At 67.3% G+C, this 16,126-nt stretch carries 17 protein-coding genes; 5 read left to right on the top strand and 12 right to left on the bottom strand.

Translation table 11 applies throughout. The features are described 5' to 3' along the window. The first annotated feature begins 7 nt into the window (after positions 1–7). Positions 8–1,411 carry a DUF3300 domain-containing protein gene (locus AB4059_RS09465; RefSeq protein WP_498978661.1) on the top strand — a complete coding sequence of 468 codons (1,404 nt, stop codon included), beginning with the start codon at positions 8–10 and terminating at the stop codon, positions 1,409–1,411. Continuing rightward, on the top strand, positions 1,408–2,304 hold the full coding sequence (locus tag AB4059_RS09460; protein ID WP_498978660.1) for a DUF2950 domain-containing protein: 897 nt from the start codon (positions 1,408–1,410) through the stop codon (positions 2,302–2,304). Before AB4059_RS09465 ends, AB4059_RS09460 begins: the two co-directional genes overlap by 4 nt. Here AB4059_RS09460 and AB4059_RS09455 read toward each other — a convergent pair. The 5 genes from AB4059_RS09455 to AB4059_RS09435 form a co-directional block, all read right to left on the bottom strand. Continuing rightward, positions 2,301–3,923, bottom strand: a complete 1,623-nt coding sequence (locus AB4059_RS09455; RefSeq protein WP_498978659.1) for a mechanosensitive ion channel family protein — start codon at positions 3,921–3,923, stop codon at positions 2,301–2,303. The genes AB4059_RS09460 and AB4059_RS09455 overlap by 4 nt on opposite strands. A 33-nt stretch (positions 3,924–3,956) precedes the next feature. After that, positions 3,957–4,400, bottom strand: coding sequence for a PepSY domain-containing protein (locus AB4059_RS09450; RefSeq protein ID WP_498978658.1), 444 nt, complete (start codon positions 4,398–4,400; stop codon positions 3,957–3,959). Positions 4,401–4,489: 89 nt separating this feature from the next. Continuing rightward, entirely contained in the window at positions 4,490–5,965 is a 1,476-nt protein-coding gene (gene trpE, locus AB4059_RS09445) for an anthranilate synthase component I (RefSeq protein WP_498979051.1), read from the bottom strand. Between the two features lie 117 nt (positions 5,966–6,082). Then, entirely contained in the window at positions 6,083–6,757 is a 675-nt protein-coding gene (gene rpe / locus AB4059_RS09440) for a ribulose-phosphate 3-epimerase (protein WP_498978657.1), read from the bottom strand. A gap of 17 nt (positions 6,758–6,774) precedes the next feature. Continuing rightward, entirely contained in the window at positions 6,775–7,113 is a 339-nt protein-coding gene (locus AB4059_RS09435; protein ID WP_498978656.1) for a J domain-containing protein, read from the bottom strand. 71 nt (positions 7,114–7,184) lie between these two features. On the opposite strand from AB4059_RS09435, the gene AB4059_RS09430 reads away from it, so the two are divergent. From AB4059_RS09430 to AB4059_RS09420, 3 genes are read left to right on the top strand one after another with little or no spacing between them, the layout of a single operon-like run. Next, entirely contained in the window at positions 7,185–8,105 is a 921-nt protein-coding gene (locus AB4059_RS09430; protein WP_498978655.1) for a phosphoribosylaminoimidazolesuccinocarboxamide synthase, read from the top strand. 23 nt (positions 8,106–8,128) lie between these two features. Then, on the top strand, positions 8,129–8,620 hold the full coding sequence (locus tag AB4059_RS09425; protein ID WP_498978654.1) for an Mpo1 family 2-hydroxy fatty acid dioxygenase: 492 nt from the start codon (positions 8,129–8,131) through the stop codon (positions 8,618–8,620). Beyond that, positions 8,617–9,531: a DMT family transporter gene (locus AB4059_RS09420; protein WP_498978653.1), complete on the top strand. Its 915-nt coding sequence runs from the start codon at positions 8,617–8,619 to the stop codon at positions 9,529–9,531. Before AB4059_RS09425 ends, AB4059_RS09420 begins: the two co-directional genes overlap by 4 nt. Here the strand turns inward: AB4059_RS09420 and AB4059_RS09415 are convergent, their stop codons facing one another. Genes AB4059_RS09415 through hppD form a run of 7 tightly spaced genes read right to left on the bottom strand, consistent with a single transcriptional unit; the run spans position 9,532 to position 16,088 of the window. Further along, entirely contained in the window at positions 9,532–9,909 is a 378-nt protein-coding gene (locus AB4059_RS09415) for a DUF5329 family protein (protein ID WP_498978652.1), read from the bottom strand. 23 nt (positions 9,910–9,932) lie between these two features. Beyond that, positions 9,933–10,796 (bottom strand): NAD-dependent epimerase/dehydratase family protein, encoded by an 864-nt coding sequence (locus tag AB4059_RS09410; protein WP_498978651.1) that lies wholly within the window; start codon positions 10,794–10,796, stop codon positions 9,933–9,935. Position 10,797: 1 nt separating this feature from the next. Then, a complete protein-coding gene (gene nhaA / locus AB4059_RS09405) occupies positions 10,798–11,988 on the bottom strand; it encodes a Na+/H+ antiporter NhaA (RefSeq protein ID WP_498978650.1) in 1,191 nt (396 codons plus the stop codon). Continuing rightward, positions 11,988–12,941, bottom strand: a complete 954-nt coding sequence (locus AB4059_RS09400; RefSeq protein ID WP_498978649.1) for a sodium:calcium antiporter — start codon at positions 12,939–12,941, stop codon at positions 11,988–11,990. The genes nhaA and AB4059_RS09400 overlap by 1 nt, the downstream gene beginning before the upstream one ends. A gap of 54 nt (positions 12,942–12,995) precedes the next feature. After that, positions 12,996–13,673 carry a hypothetical protein gene (locus AB4059_RS09395; protein WP_498978648.1) on the bottom strand — a complete coding sequence of 226 codons (678 nt, stop codon included), beginning with the start codon at positions 13,671–13,673 and terminating at the stop codon, positions 12,996–12,998. Positions 13,674–13,721: 48 nt separating this feature from the next. Then, entirely contained in the window at positions 13,722–15,017 is a 1,296-nt protein-coding gene (hmgA, locus tag AB4059_RS09390; RefSeq protein ID WP_498978647.1) for a homogentisate 1,2-dioxygenase, read from the bottom strand. A 3-nt stretch (positions 15,018–15,020) separates the two neighbouring features. After that, positions 15,021–16,088, bottom strand: a complete 1,068-nt coding sequence (gene hppD / locus AB4059_RS09385; RefSeq protein ID WP_498979050.1) for a 4-hydroxyphenylpyruvate dioxygenase — start codon at positions 16,086–16,088, stop codon at positions 15,021–15,023. Positions 16,089–16,126 lie beyond the last annotated feature (38 nt).

The following is a 16,126-nucleotide window of genomic DNA, read 5'->3' as shown; positions in this document are numbered from 1 at the left end:
GAGCCCCATGGCACTGCAACGAAGACTCCTGGTATTGGCCTGCATGCTGTCGGCGGCGGTGACGCTCGACGCGGCGGCGCAGTCGAGCGTGCCGACCGAGCGCGCATCGTCGTCCTCGCAGAGCGCCTCGACGCAAGGCGCGTCGACACAGAGCGCGGTGTTCTCGAAGGAGGAAATCGCGCAACTGGTCGCACCGGTCGCGCTGTATCCCGACTCGCTTCTCGCACAGGTGCTGATGGCTTCCACGTATCCCGGCGACGTCGCCGACGCCGCGAAATGGGTGAAGGACCATCCCGACACCAAAGGCGATGCCGCGGTGAAAGCGGTCGCCAAGGAAGACTGGGATGCGAGCGTGCAATCGCTCGTCGCCTTCCCGCAGGCGGTGGGCATGATGGGTTCGGACATCGCGTGGGTGCAGAAGCTCGGCGATGCCTTCCTCGCGCAACCCAACGACGTGATGGCGATGGCGCAGGAGCTGCGGCACAAGGCGCAGGCGGCGGGCAACCTCAAGTCGAACGAATACCAGAAGGTCTCGACCGATGCGACGCAGGTGCCCGGCTCCGGGACGCAGACGATCGTCATCGAATCCACGAGTCCGGAAACCGTCTACGTGCCGGCCTACAACCCCACCGTGGTTTACGGTACGTGGGGCTATCCCGGTTATCCGCCCTACTACTATCCGCCGTCGGCCTATTACTACCCGGGCGCGGCGCTCGCCGCCGGCGTGGCGTGGGGCATCGGCATCGGCATCACCGTCGGGTTCTGGGGCGACTGCAACTGGGGCGGCGGCGACGTCAACATCAACTCCAACCGCTACAACGAATTCAATCGCAACATCGATCGCGGCGATCGCCAGATGGGCAACCGCGGCGAGCAGCGCTGGCAACACGATGGATCGCGGCGCGACGGCGTGCCGTATCGCGACCAGGCCAGCCGCGACAAATACGGCAATCGCCAAGCCGGCGGGGAATCGCGCGAGCGCTTCCGCGGCGAAGACGCCGCGCGCTCGCAGTCGCGCGACCAGGCGCGCCAGCAGATGGAGCGCCAGGGGTTCGAGCCGGCGCGCAACAACCAACAGGCACGCGATCGTGCGCAGACCGCTTCGCGCGATCCGCGTTCGTCGCAGGCCGGTGGAGGACGCGTGGATCGCGGGCCGGGTGGCTCGGCGTCGCAATACCGCCAGAACGGGCAGACCAATGCCGGCTCGCGCGATCTTGCGCGCAGCAGCGGCGGGCGCGGCGACTACGGCAATTCGCGGAACAACGCGTTCTCCGGCGCCAGTAATTCGGGTGCATCGCGACAAGCCGCGAGCCGTGGACATTCCAGCAGCATGTCGCGCGGCGGCGGTGGCGCCGGGCGTTCGATGAGCCGTCCTTCGCGGGGCGGCGGTGGCGGAGGGCGTCGTCGATGAACACGATCCGGAAGACAAGCTTGTGCATTGCGCTTGCGGTGTGCGCAGTCCCGGCATTCGCGCAGCAAGCCTATCCCACGCCCGAAGCGGCCGGCGACGCACTCGTCGATGCGCTGGGCACGACCAAGGCCGACGGGGCCAAACTCGCCACCCTGCTCGGCAGCGATTGGCGCACCTACGTGCCGGAGGACAGCATCGATCGCAAGGATGTCGATGCCTTCCTGCAGAAGTACCGCGCCTCGCACGCCTACAAGGATCGCAAGGACGGCGGCAAGGACCTGGTCGCGGGCAGCGATGGGTGGGTCCTGCCGGTGCCGCTGAAGAAAGGAAACGGCGGGTGGCACTTCGACCTGGCCGCCGGCGAACCCGAGATCCGCGCGCGTCGCATCGGCCGCAACGAACTCGACGTCGAACAGGCGGTTCGCGCGTACCACGATGCGCAGATGGATTACGCCGAAGAAGACCGCGACGGCGACGGCACGCTCGAATACGCGACCAAGCTGGTGAGCACCGATGGCCTGCACGACGGGCTGTATTGGGCGCCCGACGACAGCGGCGAGATCAGTCCGCTCGGCCCGGTGTTCGGCGACGACACGCCCAAGGGCGATTACCTCGGTTACCACTACCGGATCCTGACCAAGCAGGGCCCGTCGGCGCCCGGCGGCGCGCACGACTTCATGCTCGGGAACGACATGGTGCGTGGCTTCGCATTGGTCGCATGGCCCGCGAAGTACGGCGATACGGGCGTGACGACCTTCATGATCGGTTACGACGGCCAGGTGTTCGAACGCAACCTGGGCGAAAAGACCGACGACATCGTCAAAGCGATGACGCAATACGACCCGGACAGCGAATGGAACGCAGTGCCGGAGGTGAAGGTCGCCGGCAACTAACCTTCGCCGGTGCCTTCCCAATGCGCCCGGGGCACGATCTTCGCCGACTCCGGGTCGCCTTCGTAATGCGGGGTCATGATCTGCACGCCCGCGGCATTGAATGCATCCTGGATCTGCGCGTGCAGGGCACTGAGAGTCACCCATCGCGCCTGCACGTCGGCGATGCGCGCGCGCAGCCGGTACTCGATGCCGAAGTCGCCAAGCGCCGTCTGCAACACCATCGGGGGCGGTTCCTCGACGACGCCCGGCGTGGCGTGCGCGGCCTGCATCAGGAGCCGATGCACTTGCCGCCACGGCACTTCATAGCCGATGACGGCGATCGCCTGCAGCCACAACCCGGGCCCGTCCGGCGCGCGCGATAGATTTTCCAGCTTCCCGCCCATCACCACGTTGTTCGGGAAACTGACCTCCACGCCCAGCGGCGTGCGGATTCGCGTGGTGAACAACGCGATCTGCTGCACCGTGCCTTCGATCTCGCCGATGCGCACCACGTCGCCGATGCTCATCGTGCGCGAATACAACAGCGTGAACCCGCCGGCCGCCTGCCCCACGATGCTCGATGCACCGAGCGAGACCATCAAGCCGACGAACAGGCTCAGGCCCTTGAACGCGTCGGTCTCCGCGCCGGGCAGGTAGGGATAGGCCATCGCGATGGCGAACAACCACACGATGACGATGATGAGCTTGCGCGTGGGCTCGGCCAGTTGCGAATCGATGCCGACCAGGCGGAAGTGCCCGTGCGCCACGCCGTCGAAGGCGAGCCGGATGGCCTGCACGAACACGCGCGCGACCACCAGGATGAACGCCGCGGTGACCAGGCCGGGCACCGAATGGAGGATGGCGTTGCCCCATTTCGAGAATCGCCCGGCCATCCATGCGGTCATCGCGCCGGACCACGGTTGTGTCCAGGCGAAGTGCGAGAAGCAGAACCGCAGCCATTCCTCGATCACGAGGAGCAGCACGATCCACGCGAAAACGCGCGCCAGCCCACGACCACTGGCCATGAACGCCAGGGCCATGTGGCGCGCCGACTCGTTGGAAATGCGCGACAGGCGCGCGGTCGTCCATCGATCGGCGCGCGTGCGCAGGCGCGTGGCCAACAGGCGCAGGAGCCACAGCACCACCAGCAGCACGATCGTCGCCACGACGACCCAACCGATGCCACGCGCCACGCGCCCCGGTGCGCGTGCGGTCTCGGCGGCATTCACGCTGTCGGTGAGGCGCGCGAGGATGTCCGCGCGGGTCTTGTCGAGGGTTTCGTTGCGCAGCCGGTCGACATCGGCGGGCGTCACGACGGTGACCAGTTGGCCATCGAGCAGGATGATCACGCCCTGCGGTGCGTTCTGGAACGTGGCCTGCGCCACGCCGGGTTGTTCGACGATGCGCTCGATGTTCGCTTCCGCCGCGCGGGCGCGCATTTCCGGCGTATTGCCGAGGAAGCGGGAACGGAAGGTCGCGATGTCGCGGTTGAAGAAGCGCGCGGTGGCGCTATCGGCGTCGGCGGTGCGGACGCTGGGGGGCGTGGCGACGGTCGTCGCGGGGGTTGCGTGCGCCAGCCCGGCCACGAACACCAGGCACGCCAACAGGCGAGACAGGACCGCGATGGGGGAGGCGCGCATGCATCAAGGAACGCGCATCCCCCGGCCGGGCGGTCAGCAGTCGTCGGGCAGGGCCTGCACGATCGACTTGGAGGCCGCGTCCACGCGCAGCGACAGGCACTTGCCCTGCGCGTCCATGGCATCGACTTCCCACAGGGCACCGTCCTGCTCGGCGAGTTCCATCATCGTGTAGCCCTTGTCGGCGACGATCTGCGACACCGCGTTCAAGGCCTCCACCGAACGCGCACCGGCGCCGTCGTAGATGCGCCCGGTCTGCGGATCGACCGCGACCTCGCGCCAGAATCCGCCCGACTTGCGCACCTTCGCTTCCCACAGCCCGTCGTCGAGGTCGACGTCGAAGACGTTGCGATAGCCGGCGGCGTGCAGGTGCGCTTCGAGCTGCATCGGCGTGCGGATCGGGGATGGTGCAGGCGCGACGGGCGTGGTGGCCATCGCCGCGGACGACAGGAGTAGCGAAGCAAGCAGGACGATGCGCATGGGGCAACTCCATCGGGGGGTTGCCGCACGGTGCCGCCGCGCGCGGCGGCGGAGCAATGCGAAGCGTCTGCGCGACGGCCCGCCGACGCCTACAGCCCCTTCGCCGCCTGCGCCACGGCGCGGAACAGCGCGCGCCCCTTGTTCATCGTCTCCTCCCACTCCTTCTGCGGATCGGAGTCGTGGACGATGCCGGCGCCGGCCTGCACGTGCAGGCGGCCATCCTGGATGACGGCGGTGCGGATCGCGATCGCGGTGTCGGCATCGCCGTGCCAGCCGATGTAGCCCACTGCGCCGGAGTAAACGTTGCGACGGATCGGTTCGAGGTCGCGGATCACTTCCAGCGCACGCACCTTCGGCGCGCCGCTCACGGTGCCCGCGGGGAAAGTCGCGCGCAGCACGTCGGCGTAGGTCAAACCGTCCTGCAACTGGCCCGTCACTTCGCTGACGATGTGCATGACGTGGCTGTAGCGTTCGATCACGAATTGCTCGCCGACTTCGACGGTGCCGGGCTTGGCGACGCGACCGACATCGTTGCGGCCCAGGTCGATGAGCATCAGGTGTTCGGCGCGCTCTTTCGGATCGGCCAGCAGTTCGGCTTCCAGCGCGAGGTCTTCTTCCGGCGTCTGGCCGCGCGGGCGCGTGCCGGCGATCGGGCGCACGGTGATTTCGCCGCCCTGCAGGCGCACGAGGATTTCCGGCGAGGAGCCCACGACCTGCGTGCCGCCCACGTCGAGGAAATACATGTAGGGCGAGGGATTGAGCGCACGCAGCGCGCGATACACGTCGACCGGCCGCGCCTGGAAGGGCACCGACAGACGCTGCGACAGCACGACCTGGAAGATTTCGCCGGCGCGGATCAATTCCTTGCTCTTCTCCACCGCCTCGATGAAGCCCTCGCGCGTGAAGCCGCTGACGAAGTGGCTTTCGTCCAGCGCAGCGGGCACGAGCGTCTCGGGATAACTCGCACCGGCGTGGCGCAGGCGATGCGTGAGTGCATCAAGGCGGCGGTTCGCCTTCGCCCAGGCCTGCGGTTCGCCCGGATCGGCGTGCACGATCAGGTACAGCCGGCCCTTGAGGTTGTCGAAGACCGCCAGTTCCTCGCTGAGCATCAGCAGGATGTCCGGCGTGCCGAGTTCGTCGGTCTTTTCGGTCTCGGTCTTCAGGCGCTTTTCGATGTACTGCACGCACTCGAAGCCGAACCAGCCGACCAACCCACCGGTGAAGCCCGGCAAGCCCGGGATTTCGGGCACGCGGTGCTCCGCGCGCAGGCGCTCGACTTCGGCGAAGGGATCGTCGATCTCGCGATAGTCGACCAGCTCGCCGAGCTCGGTGGCGTAGAAGGTGCTGCCGGCGAAGGCGTACACGCGCCGCGCGGGCAGGCCGATGATCGAGTAGCGCCCGAAGCGTTCGCCGCCTTCGACCGATTCGAACAGATAGGTATGCGGCCCGTCCGCCAACTTCAAATAGACAGACAACGGCGTGTCGAGGTCGGACAGGACTTCGCGCACGACCGGGATGCGCGTGTAGCCTTCCTGCGCGAGTTGCTGGAATTGTTCGGGCGAAATTGTCACGCGGGCGTCACGCTTCTCACGGAAAATCGAAGGCCATCGCAGGGACGACGGACGGAAGCGGGATTGCTTCCACGAGGGCCGATACCGAAAGGTGTCGGCCTTTCTTTTTTGTCAGCGACGCGTCGCGGCCACCGCATCCTTCATGCGCTTGACCACGTCGGCGTAGTCGGCCTGGCCGAAGATGGCCGAGCCGGCGACGAAGGTATCGGCGCCGGCCGCCGCGATTTCCGCGATGTTCTCCGGCTTCACGCCGCCGTCGATTTCCAGGCGAATCGCCTTGCCGGTGGCATCGATGCGTTGACGCACCGCGCGCAGCTTCTGCAGCGCCGAGGGAATGAAGCCCTGTCCGCCGAAGCCGGGGTTCACCGACATCAGCAGCACCATGTCCAGGTCTTCGAGCACGTAATCGAGCACTTCCACCGGCGTGGCCGGATTGAGCACGACGCCGGCCTGGCAACCGAGCGACTTGATCAACTGGATCGTGCGATGCACGTGGCGGCTGGCTTCGGGATGGAAAGTGATCATCGTGGCGCCGGCCTTGGCGAAGTCCGGGATGATGCGGTCCACCGGTTCGACCATCAGGTGCACGTCGATCGGCGCGGTCACGCCGTGCTTGCGCAGCGCTTCGCACACCAGCGGGCCGATGGTCAGGTTCGGCACGTAGTGGTTGTCCATCACGTCGAAGTGGACCCAGTCGGCGCCGGCGCGCAGCACGTTGTCGACTTCCTCGCCGAGCCTGGCGAAATTGGCCGAGAGGATGGAAGGCGCGATGACAGTGGATTGCATGCTCGGGGTCCGGAAGGTCAGGAGCGCTTCTTGCGCAAGGTCTTGATGCGGTCGTAGGCGGCGTTGATCTCGCGCGAGCGGCTTTCGGCCTGCCGTTGCAGATCGTCGCCGGCGCCGGCCACGCGGTCGGGATGGTACTGGGACATCAGGCGGCGGTAGGCCAGGTCGATTTCGCCGTCGCTCGCCTCCTCGGTGAGCCCCAGCGCCGCGTACGGGTCCTCCTTCTTGCCGGAGAACCAGTCCTTGTCCAGGGCATGGCCGAGCAGCAGGCCGATCAGCAGGCCCAGCAAGGGGTTGGAGCGCAGGAGGGCCGCCCCGGCGAAGGCTCCCAGCAGTTTTCCGTACCAGCGCGTCATGGGCGCAGTCTACAGGCGCTGCGCGGGGGGCCGGCGTACACTACGCGGCCCTGCCAGACGTGCAAGTGGCGATGCAAGCGTCCGAAACCGGCAACACCCGTCCCTCCCTCCTCGAAGCCGACCTGCCCGGCCTGCCCCTGCGCCATCGCGGCAAGGTGCGCGATGTGTTCGAGCTGCCGGACAACCGGCTGCTGATCGTCGCCACCGACCGCCTCTCGGCCTTCGACGTCGTGCTCCCCGATCCGATCCCCGGCAAGGGCGAGATGCTCTGCCAGATCAGCAACTTCTGGTTCGATCGCACCAGCGGCCTGATGCCCAACCACCTCACCGGCGTGGACGTGGCCAGCGTGCTGCCCGCGGGCGTGGAGGCATCGCGCTACGAAAAGCGCGCCGTGGTGACCAAGAAGCTCAAGCCGGTGCCGGTCGAAGCGATCGCACGCGGTTACCTGATCGGCAGCGGCTGGAAGGATTACCAGCGCACCGGTCGCGTCAGCGGCATCGCATTGCCCGACGGCCTGCGCCAGGCCGAACAACTTCCGCAGCCGATCTTCACGCCCTCGACCAAGGCCGCCGTCGGGGACCATGACGAGAACATCGACTTCGACACGATGGTGCGCATCGTCGGCGCCGACCTCGCCGAGCAGGTGCGCGATGCGACGCTGCGCCTGTACGCCTTCGCGCGCGACCACGCGGCGCAGCGCGGCATCATCCTGGCCGACACCAAGTTCGAATTCGGCACCGACGAAGACGGCCGCCTCTACGTCATGGACGAGATGCTGACGCCGGATTCCTCGCGCTACTGGCCGGCCGACGAATACAAGGTCGGCATCAGCCCGCCGAGCTACGACAAGCAGTTCGTGCGCGATTACCTGGAACAGGTCGGCTGGAACAAGGTCGCGCCGGGCCCGCGTTTGCCGGCCGATGTCATCGAACGCACGCGCGCCAAGTACGCCGAAGCGCTGCAGCGCCTCGCGGGAATTTCCGTCGACTGACCCGGGGACCAACGATGGCCGCCATGCATGAGGACGCAACGACGGGCACGCGCCCGATCGACCGCTGGTTCGCCAGCTACTCGGGCGACCACCGCAATGCGCTGAACGTGCGCATCCACACCATCGCAGTGCCGGCGATCACCTGGAGCGTGATCGCGCTGCTGTGGTGCGTGCCGGTGCCGCCGGGCGGCTGGTTCCGGCCGGGCATCTTCGCCGCGCTGGGCATGGTGGCGGCGGGCTCGTTCTACCTGCGCAATTCGCGCGTGCTGGGCATCGCGATGCTCGCGGTGTTCGTCGCGATGGCGGCATCGTGCTGGTGGATCGTCGAAGTGTTCGGCACGCGCACGCTGCTGTGGACCGCGATTTTGGTGTTCGTCATCGCGTGGATCGCGCAGTTCATCGGCCACAAGCACGAAGGCCGCAAGCCGAGCTTCCTCACCGATCTCACCTACCTGCTGATCGGCCCGGCCTGGGTCGTGGCCAAGGTGCTGCGCAAGTTCGGTATCGCGTGGTGAACACCGCTGTGCGCGGCGCGGGCCTGCGCGGCCGCGATCTCGCGCTCGTCGCCATCGTCTGCATCGTGTGGGCGGGGAATTTCCTCACCTCGGCCTTCGCGCTGCGCGAGATTCCGCCCTTCCTGTTCACCGCGGTGCGCCTGTCGATCCTCGCCATCGCGCTGGGTGCGTTCGTCAAACGCCCGCCGCAAGGGCAATGGCCGCGGTTGATCGCGGTCGCGCTGTTCAACGGCGTGCTGCATTTCGGATTGAGTTTCTGGGCCTTGCACATGGCCGGCGACCTCTCCTCGCCGGCGATCGCGATGCAGAGCTACGTGCCGATGGCCGCGCTGCTCGCATGGTGGTGGTTGGGCGAACACTTCGGCTGGCGCACGGGCCTGGCGATCGCGATCAGTTTCTCGGGCGTGCTGGTGCTCGGCTTCGACCCCATCGTGCTCGATGCGCCGTTGTCCTTGGTGCTGATGTTGGTGTCGGCCTTGTTCCTCGCGATCGGCACGGTGCTGATGCGGCGCCTGAGCGGCATCGACATGATCAGCCAGCAAGGCTGGACGGCGATCATCAGCGTGTTGCCCTTGCTGGCACTGAGCGTCGCATTCGAACCGGGGAATTGGCAGGCGCTGCGTGAAGCCACGTGGATCGGCTGGGGTGGCGCGGCGTATTCGGCGCTGTTCGCCTCGATGCTCGGGCACGGCTTGTACTACGTGCTCGTGCAACGCCATCCGGTCGCGCAAGTCACGCCGTGGTTGTTGCTCGCGCCGGTGGGTGCGATCGCGTTGGGCATCGTGTTCTGGGGCGACCGCCCCGGCCCGCGCCTGTGGATCGGCGGCGCGATGGTGCTCGGCGGCGTGTTGATCATCGCCCTGCGTGCAACGCAGAAAGCGCGGCCCGTGCCCGCGGCCGAAGAGATCTGATCAACGCCCCGCGCGGATCTCGCGCAGCAAGCCCTTGAGCCAGACCGCGCTGTCGATTTGTTTGCCGTCGGGCAGACGCACGCGATACGGCTTGCCCGTCATCGACGACCGCGTGCCGAGCGCGTCGATGAACTGCTCGGGCGTGGCGATGCGTTTGCCCGCCGCCTCTCGCTTGCGCTGCAGGTGCGCGGCGGCTTCGGCCGCGGTGTGCTCGCTTCCGTTGCGAATGAAGATCACACCCTTGGCGTGCGCGACGCGATCGATCAGCGCATCGATTTCCGCGGCCGGCGTGCGCGCGGCTGCAGACACCGGTTGCGTCGCGGTCGCGATCGAAGGCGTCAGGGCGACCAGGCAAGCGGCGAGCAGGAGAGTGCGCATGGAGGCAGTCTGCGGGCGCGGACTCAACGCGGCATGAACATCGGCGCCGTCGGGCGGAAGGCGCGCGGCGCATAGCCGAAGTCCCTGCGCGCCGGTTCGACATCGAACACCAGGTCGGTGCGCATGCGCGCCACCGCCGCGGCGTTGAAGCCGCCGACTTTCCCCAATGCACGCGCGCCCAGCAAGGCCAGGCCGAACAGGGGTCCAGGCACTTCGACGAGCGGCGGCGGCGGATCGAGCACCGCGAGCACGCGCTTCACCATGTCGCGATACGACAGGCTTTCGCCGCCGGGGAGTGCATAGGCCTTGCCGTGGGTCGCGGGCGCTTCGCACGCGGCGAGCGCCGCGTCGGCGAGATCGTGGACGTGCACCGGTTCGCGCAAACCGTTGGCATTGCGCGGCAGGACGAAGCGATGCCAACGCAGCGCGAGTTGCGCGATGCGCGTCAGCGTCTGGTCGCTCGCAGCGCCGTACACCAGGGTCGGGCGCAACAGCGTGGCCTGCGCGTTGCATGCGGCGGCGCGGTCGAATACCTGTTGCTCGGCGATGCGCAGGCGCTGCGCGACGTCGCGCTCCTGCTTGTCGGACGAGCCGCGCTTGACGTCGATGCTCGTCGAGCCGAACGCGACCACGCGCGGGCAATCGATGTCCGCCTGCGCATACCACTGCGCGAACAGATCCAGCGGCCCGCAGCTGAAGATCGCATCGACATCGTCGGGCATCGGCTCGGCGAGATGCGGCAGCGTGCCTTCGATCCAGTGCAATCCCGGATGATCGCGATGCGGCTGGCGCGAGACCGCCGTGACGCGCCAGCCGGCGTCCTGCAGGCGATCGGCGAGCGGCCAGCCGATCTGCCCCGTCGCACCGAAGAGCAGCGCATGGCGCATCTCAGCGCGCCGGCAACACCGCGCGCAGCCACGCCACGCCCAGCAGTGCGGAAACGACGGAGGCGACGAAGATGCCGAGCACGGCCTCTTCGTACAGGATCGGATCGATGTACGCGAGCGAACCGATGAACAGGCTCATCGTGAAGCCGATGCCGCACAACAGGCCCAGGCCGAGCATCGCGCGCGAATCCATGCCCTCGGGATACCGCGCCCATCCAAGCTTGCGCAAGCCCCACGCCGCGCCGCAGATGCCGATCGGCTTGCCGACGACCAGGCCCAGCGCCACGCCGAAGGGCAACGCGGCCAGCGCCTGCGACATGTTGAGGTCGCGCAGTTCCAGGCCCGCGTTGGCGAACGCGAAGATCGGCAGGATCGCGAAGGCGACCCACGGGTGCAGCGCGTGTTCGAGTGTTTCCAGCGGCGAATGCTCGACTTCGTCGTCGATCATGTTGCGCTTGTCGACGTGCGGGATCATCAACCCGGTCGCCACGCCCGCGAGCGTCGCGTGCACGCCCGACTTCAGCACGCACACCCACAACAGCAGGCCGAGGACGAGATACGGCACGAGCGATTTCACGCCCATGCGGTTCATCGCGAACATCGCCACCAGCGTCACCGCGGCACCGCCGAGCGCTGCGAGGTTCATCCCGTGCGAATAGAACACGGCGATGATCACGATCGCGATCAGGTCGTCGACGACCGCGATCGTCGACAACAACAGTTTCATGCCGATGGGCACGCGCGAGCCCAGCAATGCGAGCACGCCGAGCGCGAAGGCGATGTCGGTCGCGGTGGGCACCGCCCAGCCGCGCATCGCAGCGCTGTTGTCGTGGTTGAAGCCGGTGAAGATCAGCGCCGGCACGATGACACCGGCGACCGCGCACACCATCGGCAGCATGCGTTGCGCGCGCGTCTGCAGTTGCCCGCCGACGAGTTCGCGCTTGATCTCCAGCGCGACGAGCAGGAAGAACACCGCCATCAGGCCGTCGTTGATCCACAGCAGCAGCGGCTTGTCGATGCCGAACGGGCCGATGGTCACCGCCGCCGGCAGGTCGATGAAGGTGCGGTAGTGCTCGGCGAGCGGCGAATTCACGCACACCAGCGCAAGCGCCGCGGCGATGATCAGGACGATGCCGCCCGCCGCCTCCAGGCGGAAGAATTCGGCGAAGGCCCGCAGCGCGCGGCCCGGCATCAATGGGTCCCCGTCGCCAGCACGAACACCAGCCACGCCAGGTAGGCCGCCACCAGGATGCCGCCTTCGACGCGGCTGATGCGCAGGTCGCCGCGCAGCATCGGATACAGCGCGACGGCGAAGGCGATCGCGGCAGGCACTTCGAAACGCACGAACGAGGCCGGCACCGCGAGCGCGCGGAACGCCGCCATGCCGCCGAGCACGAGCGTGAGGTTGCACAGGCTGGAACCGATCACGTGGCCGGCGACGAGTTCGCCCTGCCCGCGGCGCGCGGCGATGACGGCCGCGGCGATTTCCGGCAGCGCGGTGCCGAGGGCCACCGGCACCAGGCCGGTCAGCAGCGGCGCCATGCCCATCGACGCACCGACGGTCGGCGCCGATTGCACGACCCATTTCGCCCCGTAGAACAACACGACCGCGGAAATCGCGAGGCGCGCGCCATTGAGCGCAAGGCCGCCCCGCGTTTCGGTGAAGCCATCCAGGACCGCGTGCACTTCATCGGACTCGCGGCGCGAGCGTGCGACCGCGAAGGCGACGATGGCCACGAACGCGAGCAACAGCAGCATGCCGTCGATGCGCGAAAGCATGCCGTCCAGGCCCATGCCCACCAGCGCGAGCGACAGTGCGATGAAGCAGATGAGCAAGGGCGACAGCACGCGCCAGCGCACGACCAGCGGCGCGGCGATCGCGGCCACGCCGAGCGTCAGGCCGAAGTTCACCAGGTTGCTGCCGACCGCATTGCCCAGCGCGAGCGATTGCGCGCCGACCCACGCTGCGCGCGCGTTGACCGCCAGTTCGGGAATCGAGGTCGCGAATGCGACGAGGAGCAGGCCGGTGACGAAGGGCGAGAGCCCGTAGTGGCGACCGACGCCCGAGGCGCCCTTCACCACCGAATCGCCGCCGAGCATCAGGAACAACAGCCCCAGAAGGAACAGGCCCCAGGTCTCCAGCATCGTCGCGCTCCCGTGCGTTGTCGGCGCCGGGAGTCTAGCGCGAGCGCGCGCCGGTCAGGAGCAACCCTCGACGTAGTCGACCTGCGGCGGTACACCGATGCGCCAATCCGTCGCTTTCCCGGACGGATCCACTTCGAAGACGAGCGCACTCTTGCCGCCCTTGGGGTCCATCGCGCGCATGTACACGCCGCCCTCGACGTACTTGTGCGGCATCTCCGTCATCCCCGGATACAGGGCCTTCAACGCAGCCTTGTCCATGCCGACCTTGCCGCCTCCGGGCGCGGCGATATCCGGCGTGCGCACGTCGATGCGGCCGAACTTGTCGGCTTCCATCATGAAGGCGAAGCGATAGCCGTTGGCGCGGTGCGGTTCGGGGAACAGGTAATAGCAGCCGTCGTGTTCCTTCGCGACCGCGTCCATGTCCTTGCCCCAGGCCTGGCGCACCTGCTCCTCGCTCGCGCCCCAGTGCGCGGGACCGAAACCGTCGAAGGTGATCGCGCCCGCGGCGGGCATCACGCCACCGGGTGCGGCGACGGTGGACGGCGATGCGGGCATCGTCGCGGTGGTCGCAGCCGGCGGCGCGGTGGTGGCGATCGCCGGCTGCGGCGCGGCGGTCGTCGGCGGCGCACTGGTGTTGGGTGCGGCGACGGTGCCGGTCGCGGCGTCGTGTTGCGTGCAGGCGGCGCACGCGAGCGCCAGGGTCAGGCAAACGATGATCGGCTGTGCGCGCATGCGGCGGACTCCACGTCGGCGAATGCGCGCAAGCCTAACGGATCGATGTCAACGCGGCGCCACGAAGCCCTTTTTCAGCCCGGCCCAGCACTCCTGGTAATCGCGCTGCCGATGTGCGGCGTCCATCGCCTGTTGCGTCGGGCGGATGACCGCGCGCGTTTCGAACATGAAGGCCATCGTGTCCTTGATGACATCGGGCTTGGTCAGATCGGCGTTGGATGCCTTCTCGAACGTGGCCGCATCCGGCCCGTGCCCGCTCATGCTGTTGTGCAGCGACGCGCCGCCCGGTGCGAAACCTTCGGCCTTCGCGTCGTACACGCCCGTCACCAGGCCCATGAATTCGCTGGCGATGTTGCGATGGAACCACGGCGGCCGGAACGTGTCCTGCGCGACCAGCCAACGCGGCGGAAACACCACGAAGTCCAGGTTCGCGGTGCCGGGCGTATCGCTGGGCGAAGTGAGCACGGTGAAGATCGAGGGATCGGGATGATCGAAGCTGATCGAACCGATCGTGTTGAAACGGCGCAGATCGTATTTGCAAGGCGCGTAGTTGCCGTGCCACGCGACGACGTCGAGCGGCGAATGGCCGATGTCGGCGCGCCAGAGGTGGCCCTGGAATTTCGCGATGAGTTCGAACTTGCCCTCGCGCTCTTCGTACGCGGCGTTGGGCGTCTGGAAATCGCGCGGATTCGCCAGGCCGTTGCTGCCGATCGGACCCAGGTCGGGCAGGCGCACGAGCGCGCCGAAGTTTTCGCACACGTAACCGCGGGCTTGTCCATCGGGCAGCGCGACGCGGAAACGGATGCCGCGCGGGATCAAGGCGATCTCCTGCGGTTCGACGTCCAGCACGCCGAGCTCGGTTTCGATGTGCAAACGCCCTTGCTGCGGGACGATCAACAACTCGCCGTCGGCGTCGTAGAAGTAGCGGCCTTCCATGTCGCGATTGGCCGCGTACAGATGCACCCCGACGCCGTGTTGCGCCGCCGGAGACCCGTTGCCCGCCATCGTGAACAAGCCATCGACGAAATCGACGGCGTCCGTCGGCATCGGCATCGGGCTCCAGCGCAGCTGGTCCGGCGACACCGGGCCGGTTTCGAAATCATTGTGGAAACGCGGCTGTGCGAACCGCGCGAACGCCCCGTGCATCGCCGCCGGGCGAATGCGATACAGCCAGCTGCGGCGGTTCTCGCGACGCGGCGCGGTGAACGCCGTGCCGCTGACCTGCTCGGCATACAAACCGTGCGCGACTTTCTGCGGCGAGTTGCGCCCGACCGGAAGCGCGCCGGCGACGGCCTCGGTGGCGAACTCGTTGGCGAAGCCTGTCTGGTAACCGGTCGATTCCATGGTTCAGAGCACGCCGCGGCGCATCTGGTCGCGTTCGATGCTCTCGAACAACGCCTGGAAGTTGCCTTCGCCGAAGCCTTCGTTGCCCTTGCGCTGGATGATCTCGAAGAAGATCGGGCCGATCGCGTTCTGGGTGAAGATCTGCAACAGCTTGCGCTGCTTGGTCTCCGGATCGGCGTCGATCAGGATCTTGTTGCGCGCCAGGCGCGGCACGTCTTCGCCGTGGTCGGGCACGCGCTGGTCGATCACGTCGAAGTAGGTGTCCGGCGTATCGAGGAATTGCACGCCCTGCGCGCGCATGGCCTCGACCGTGTCGTAGATGTTGTCGGTGAAGCAGGCGATGTGCTGGATGCCCTCGCCCTTGTAGGCGTCGAGGTATTCGTTGATCTGCGACTTCGGATCGTTGGATTCGTTGAGCGGGATGCGCACGATGCCGTCGGGCGCGGTCATCGCCTTGGACACCAGGCCGGTCTTGGCGCCCTTGATGTCGAAGTAGCGGATCTCGCGGAAGTTGAACAGGCGCTCGTAGTAATCCGACCAGCGCTGCATGTTCCCGAAGTACAGGTTGTGCGTGAGGTGGTCGATGAAGGTCAGGCCGAAGCCCTTCGGGTTCTGGTCGGCGCCCTGCACCGGCAGGAAGTCTTCATAGATCGAACCCTTTTCGCCGTACTTGTCGATCAGGTACAGCATGCAATCGCCGATGCCCTTCACCACCGGCGCGTGCACGGCCTTGGACTCGGGCTTGTGCGAGATCGCTTCGCCGCCGTTGCCGAGCACGGTCTTGCAGACTTCGTCGGCCGGCTTGCGGAAGCGGATCGCGAAGCCGCATGCGCTCGGGCCGTGCGCCTGCGCGAAGTCGGCGGCGAAGGAATCCGGATCCTCGTTCACGAGGAAATTGACGCCGCCCTGGCGATACACGGTGATCGGGCGCGTCTTGTGCTGCAGCACGGCGGTGAAGCCCATGCGGCGGAAGTAGTCGTGCAGCAGATCGCCCTGGCCGGCGGGTGCGGCAAACTCGACGAATTCGAAGCCGTCGATCCCCATCGGGTTCTCGAAGGTGGTGACCTGCATGCCGAGATTGGGCTGGGCGTTCATGGCATTCTTTTCGC

This window comes from Lysobacter sp. 2RAF19 (assembly GCF_052115395.1).
Taxonomy (GTDB): domain Bacteria; phylum Pseudomonadota; class Gammaproteobacteria; order Xanthomonadales; family Xanthomonadaceae; genus Noviluteimonas.
Note: the sequence above shows the minus strand (reverse complement) of the source record. Positions and strands in the feature narration are given on the sequence as shown.

What these genes read in the sequence shown, in the direction of transcription:
- AB4059_RS09425 (WP_498978654.1), top strand. Translation starts at nt 8,129, where the DNA reads ATGCATGAGGACGCAACGACGGGCACGCGCCCGATCGACCGCTGGTTC.
- AB4059_RS09450 (WP_498978658.1), bottom strand. Translation starts at nt 4,400, where the DNA reads ATGCGCATCGTCCTGCTTGCTTCGCTACTCCTGTCGTCCGCGGCGATG.
- AB4059_RS09415 (WP_498978652.1), bottom strand. Translation starts at nt 9,909, where the DNA reads ATGCGCACTCTCCTGCTCGCCGCTTGCCTGGTCGCCCTGACGCCTTCG.
- AB4059_RS09460 (WP_498978660.1), top strand. Translation starts at nt 1,408, where the DNA reads ATGAACACGATCCGGAAGACAAGCTTGTGCATTGCGCTTGCGGTGTGC.
- AB4059_RS09455 (WP_498978659.1), bottom strand. Translation starts at nt 3,923, where the DNA reads ATGCGCGCCTCCCCCATCGCGGTCCTGTCTCGCCTGTTGGCGTGCCTG.
- AB4059_RS09465 (WP_498978661.1), top strand. Translation starts at nt 8, where the DNA reads ATGGCACTGCAACGAAGACTCCTGGTATTGGCCTGCATGCTGTCGGCG.
- hmgA (WP_498978647.1), bottom strand. Translation starts at nt 15,017, where the DNA reads ATGGAATCGACCGGTTACCAGACAGGCTTCGCCAACGAGTTCGCCACC.
- AB4059_RS09430 (WP_498978655.1), top strand. Translation starts at nt 7,185, where the DNA reads ATGCAAGCGTCCGAAACCGGCAACACCCGTCCCTCCCTCCTCGAAGCC.
- hppD (WP_498979050.1), bottom strand. Translation starts at nt 16,088, where the DNA reads ATGCAGGTCACCACCTTCGAGAACCCGATGGGGATCGACGGCTTCGAA.
- AB4059_RS09410 (WP_498978651.1), bottom strand. Translation starts at nt 10,796, where the DNA reads ATGCGCCATGCGCTGCTCTTCGGTGCGACGGGGCAGATCGGCTGGCCG.
- AB4059_RS09395 (WP_498978648.1), bottom strand. Translation starts at nt 13,673, where the DNA reads ATGCGCGCACAGCCGATCATCGTTTGCCTGACCCTGGCGCTCGCGTGC.
- AB4059_RS09435 (WP_498978656.1), bottom strand. Translation starts at nt 7,113, where the DNA reads ATGACGCGCTGGTACGGAAAACTGCTGGGAGCCTTCGCCGGGGCGGCC.
- nhaA (WP_498978650.1), bottom strand. Translation starts at nt 11,988, where the DNA reads ATGCCGGGCCGCGCGCTGCGGGCCTTCGCCGAATTCTTCCGCCTGGAG.
- rpe (WP_498978657.1), bottom strand. Translation starts at nt 6,757, where the DNA reads ATGCAATCCACTGTCATCGCGCCTTCCATCCTCTCGGCCAATTTCGCC.
- AB4059_RS09400 (WP_498978649.1), bottom strand. Translation starts at nt 12,941, where the DNA reads ATGCTGGAGACCTGGGGCCTGTTCCTTCTGGGGCTGTTGTTCCTGATG.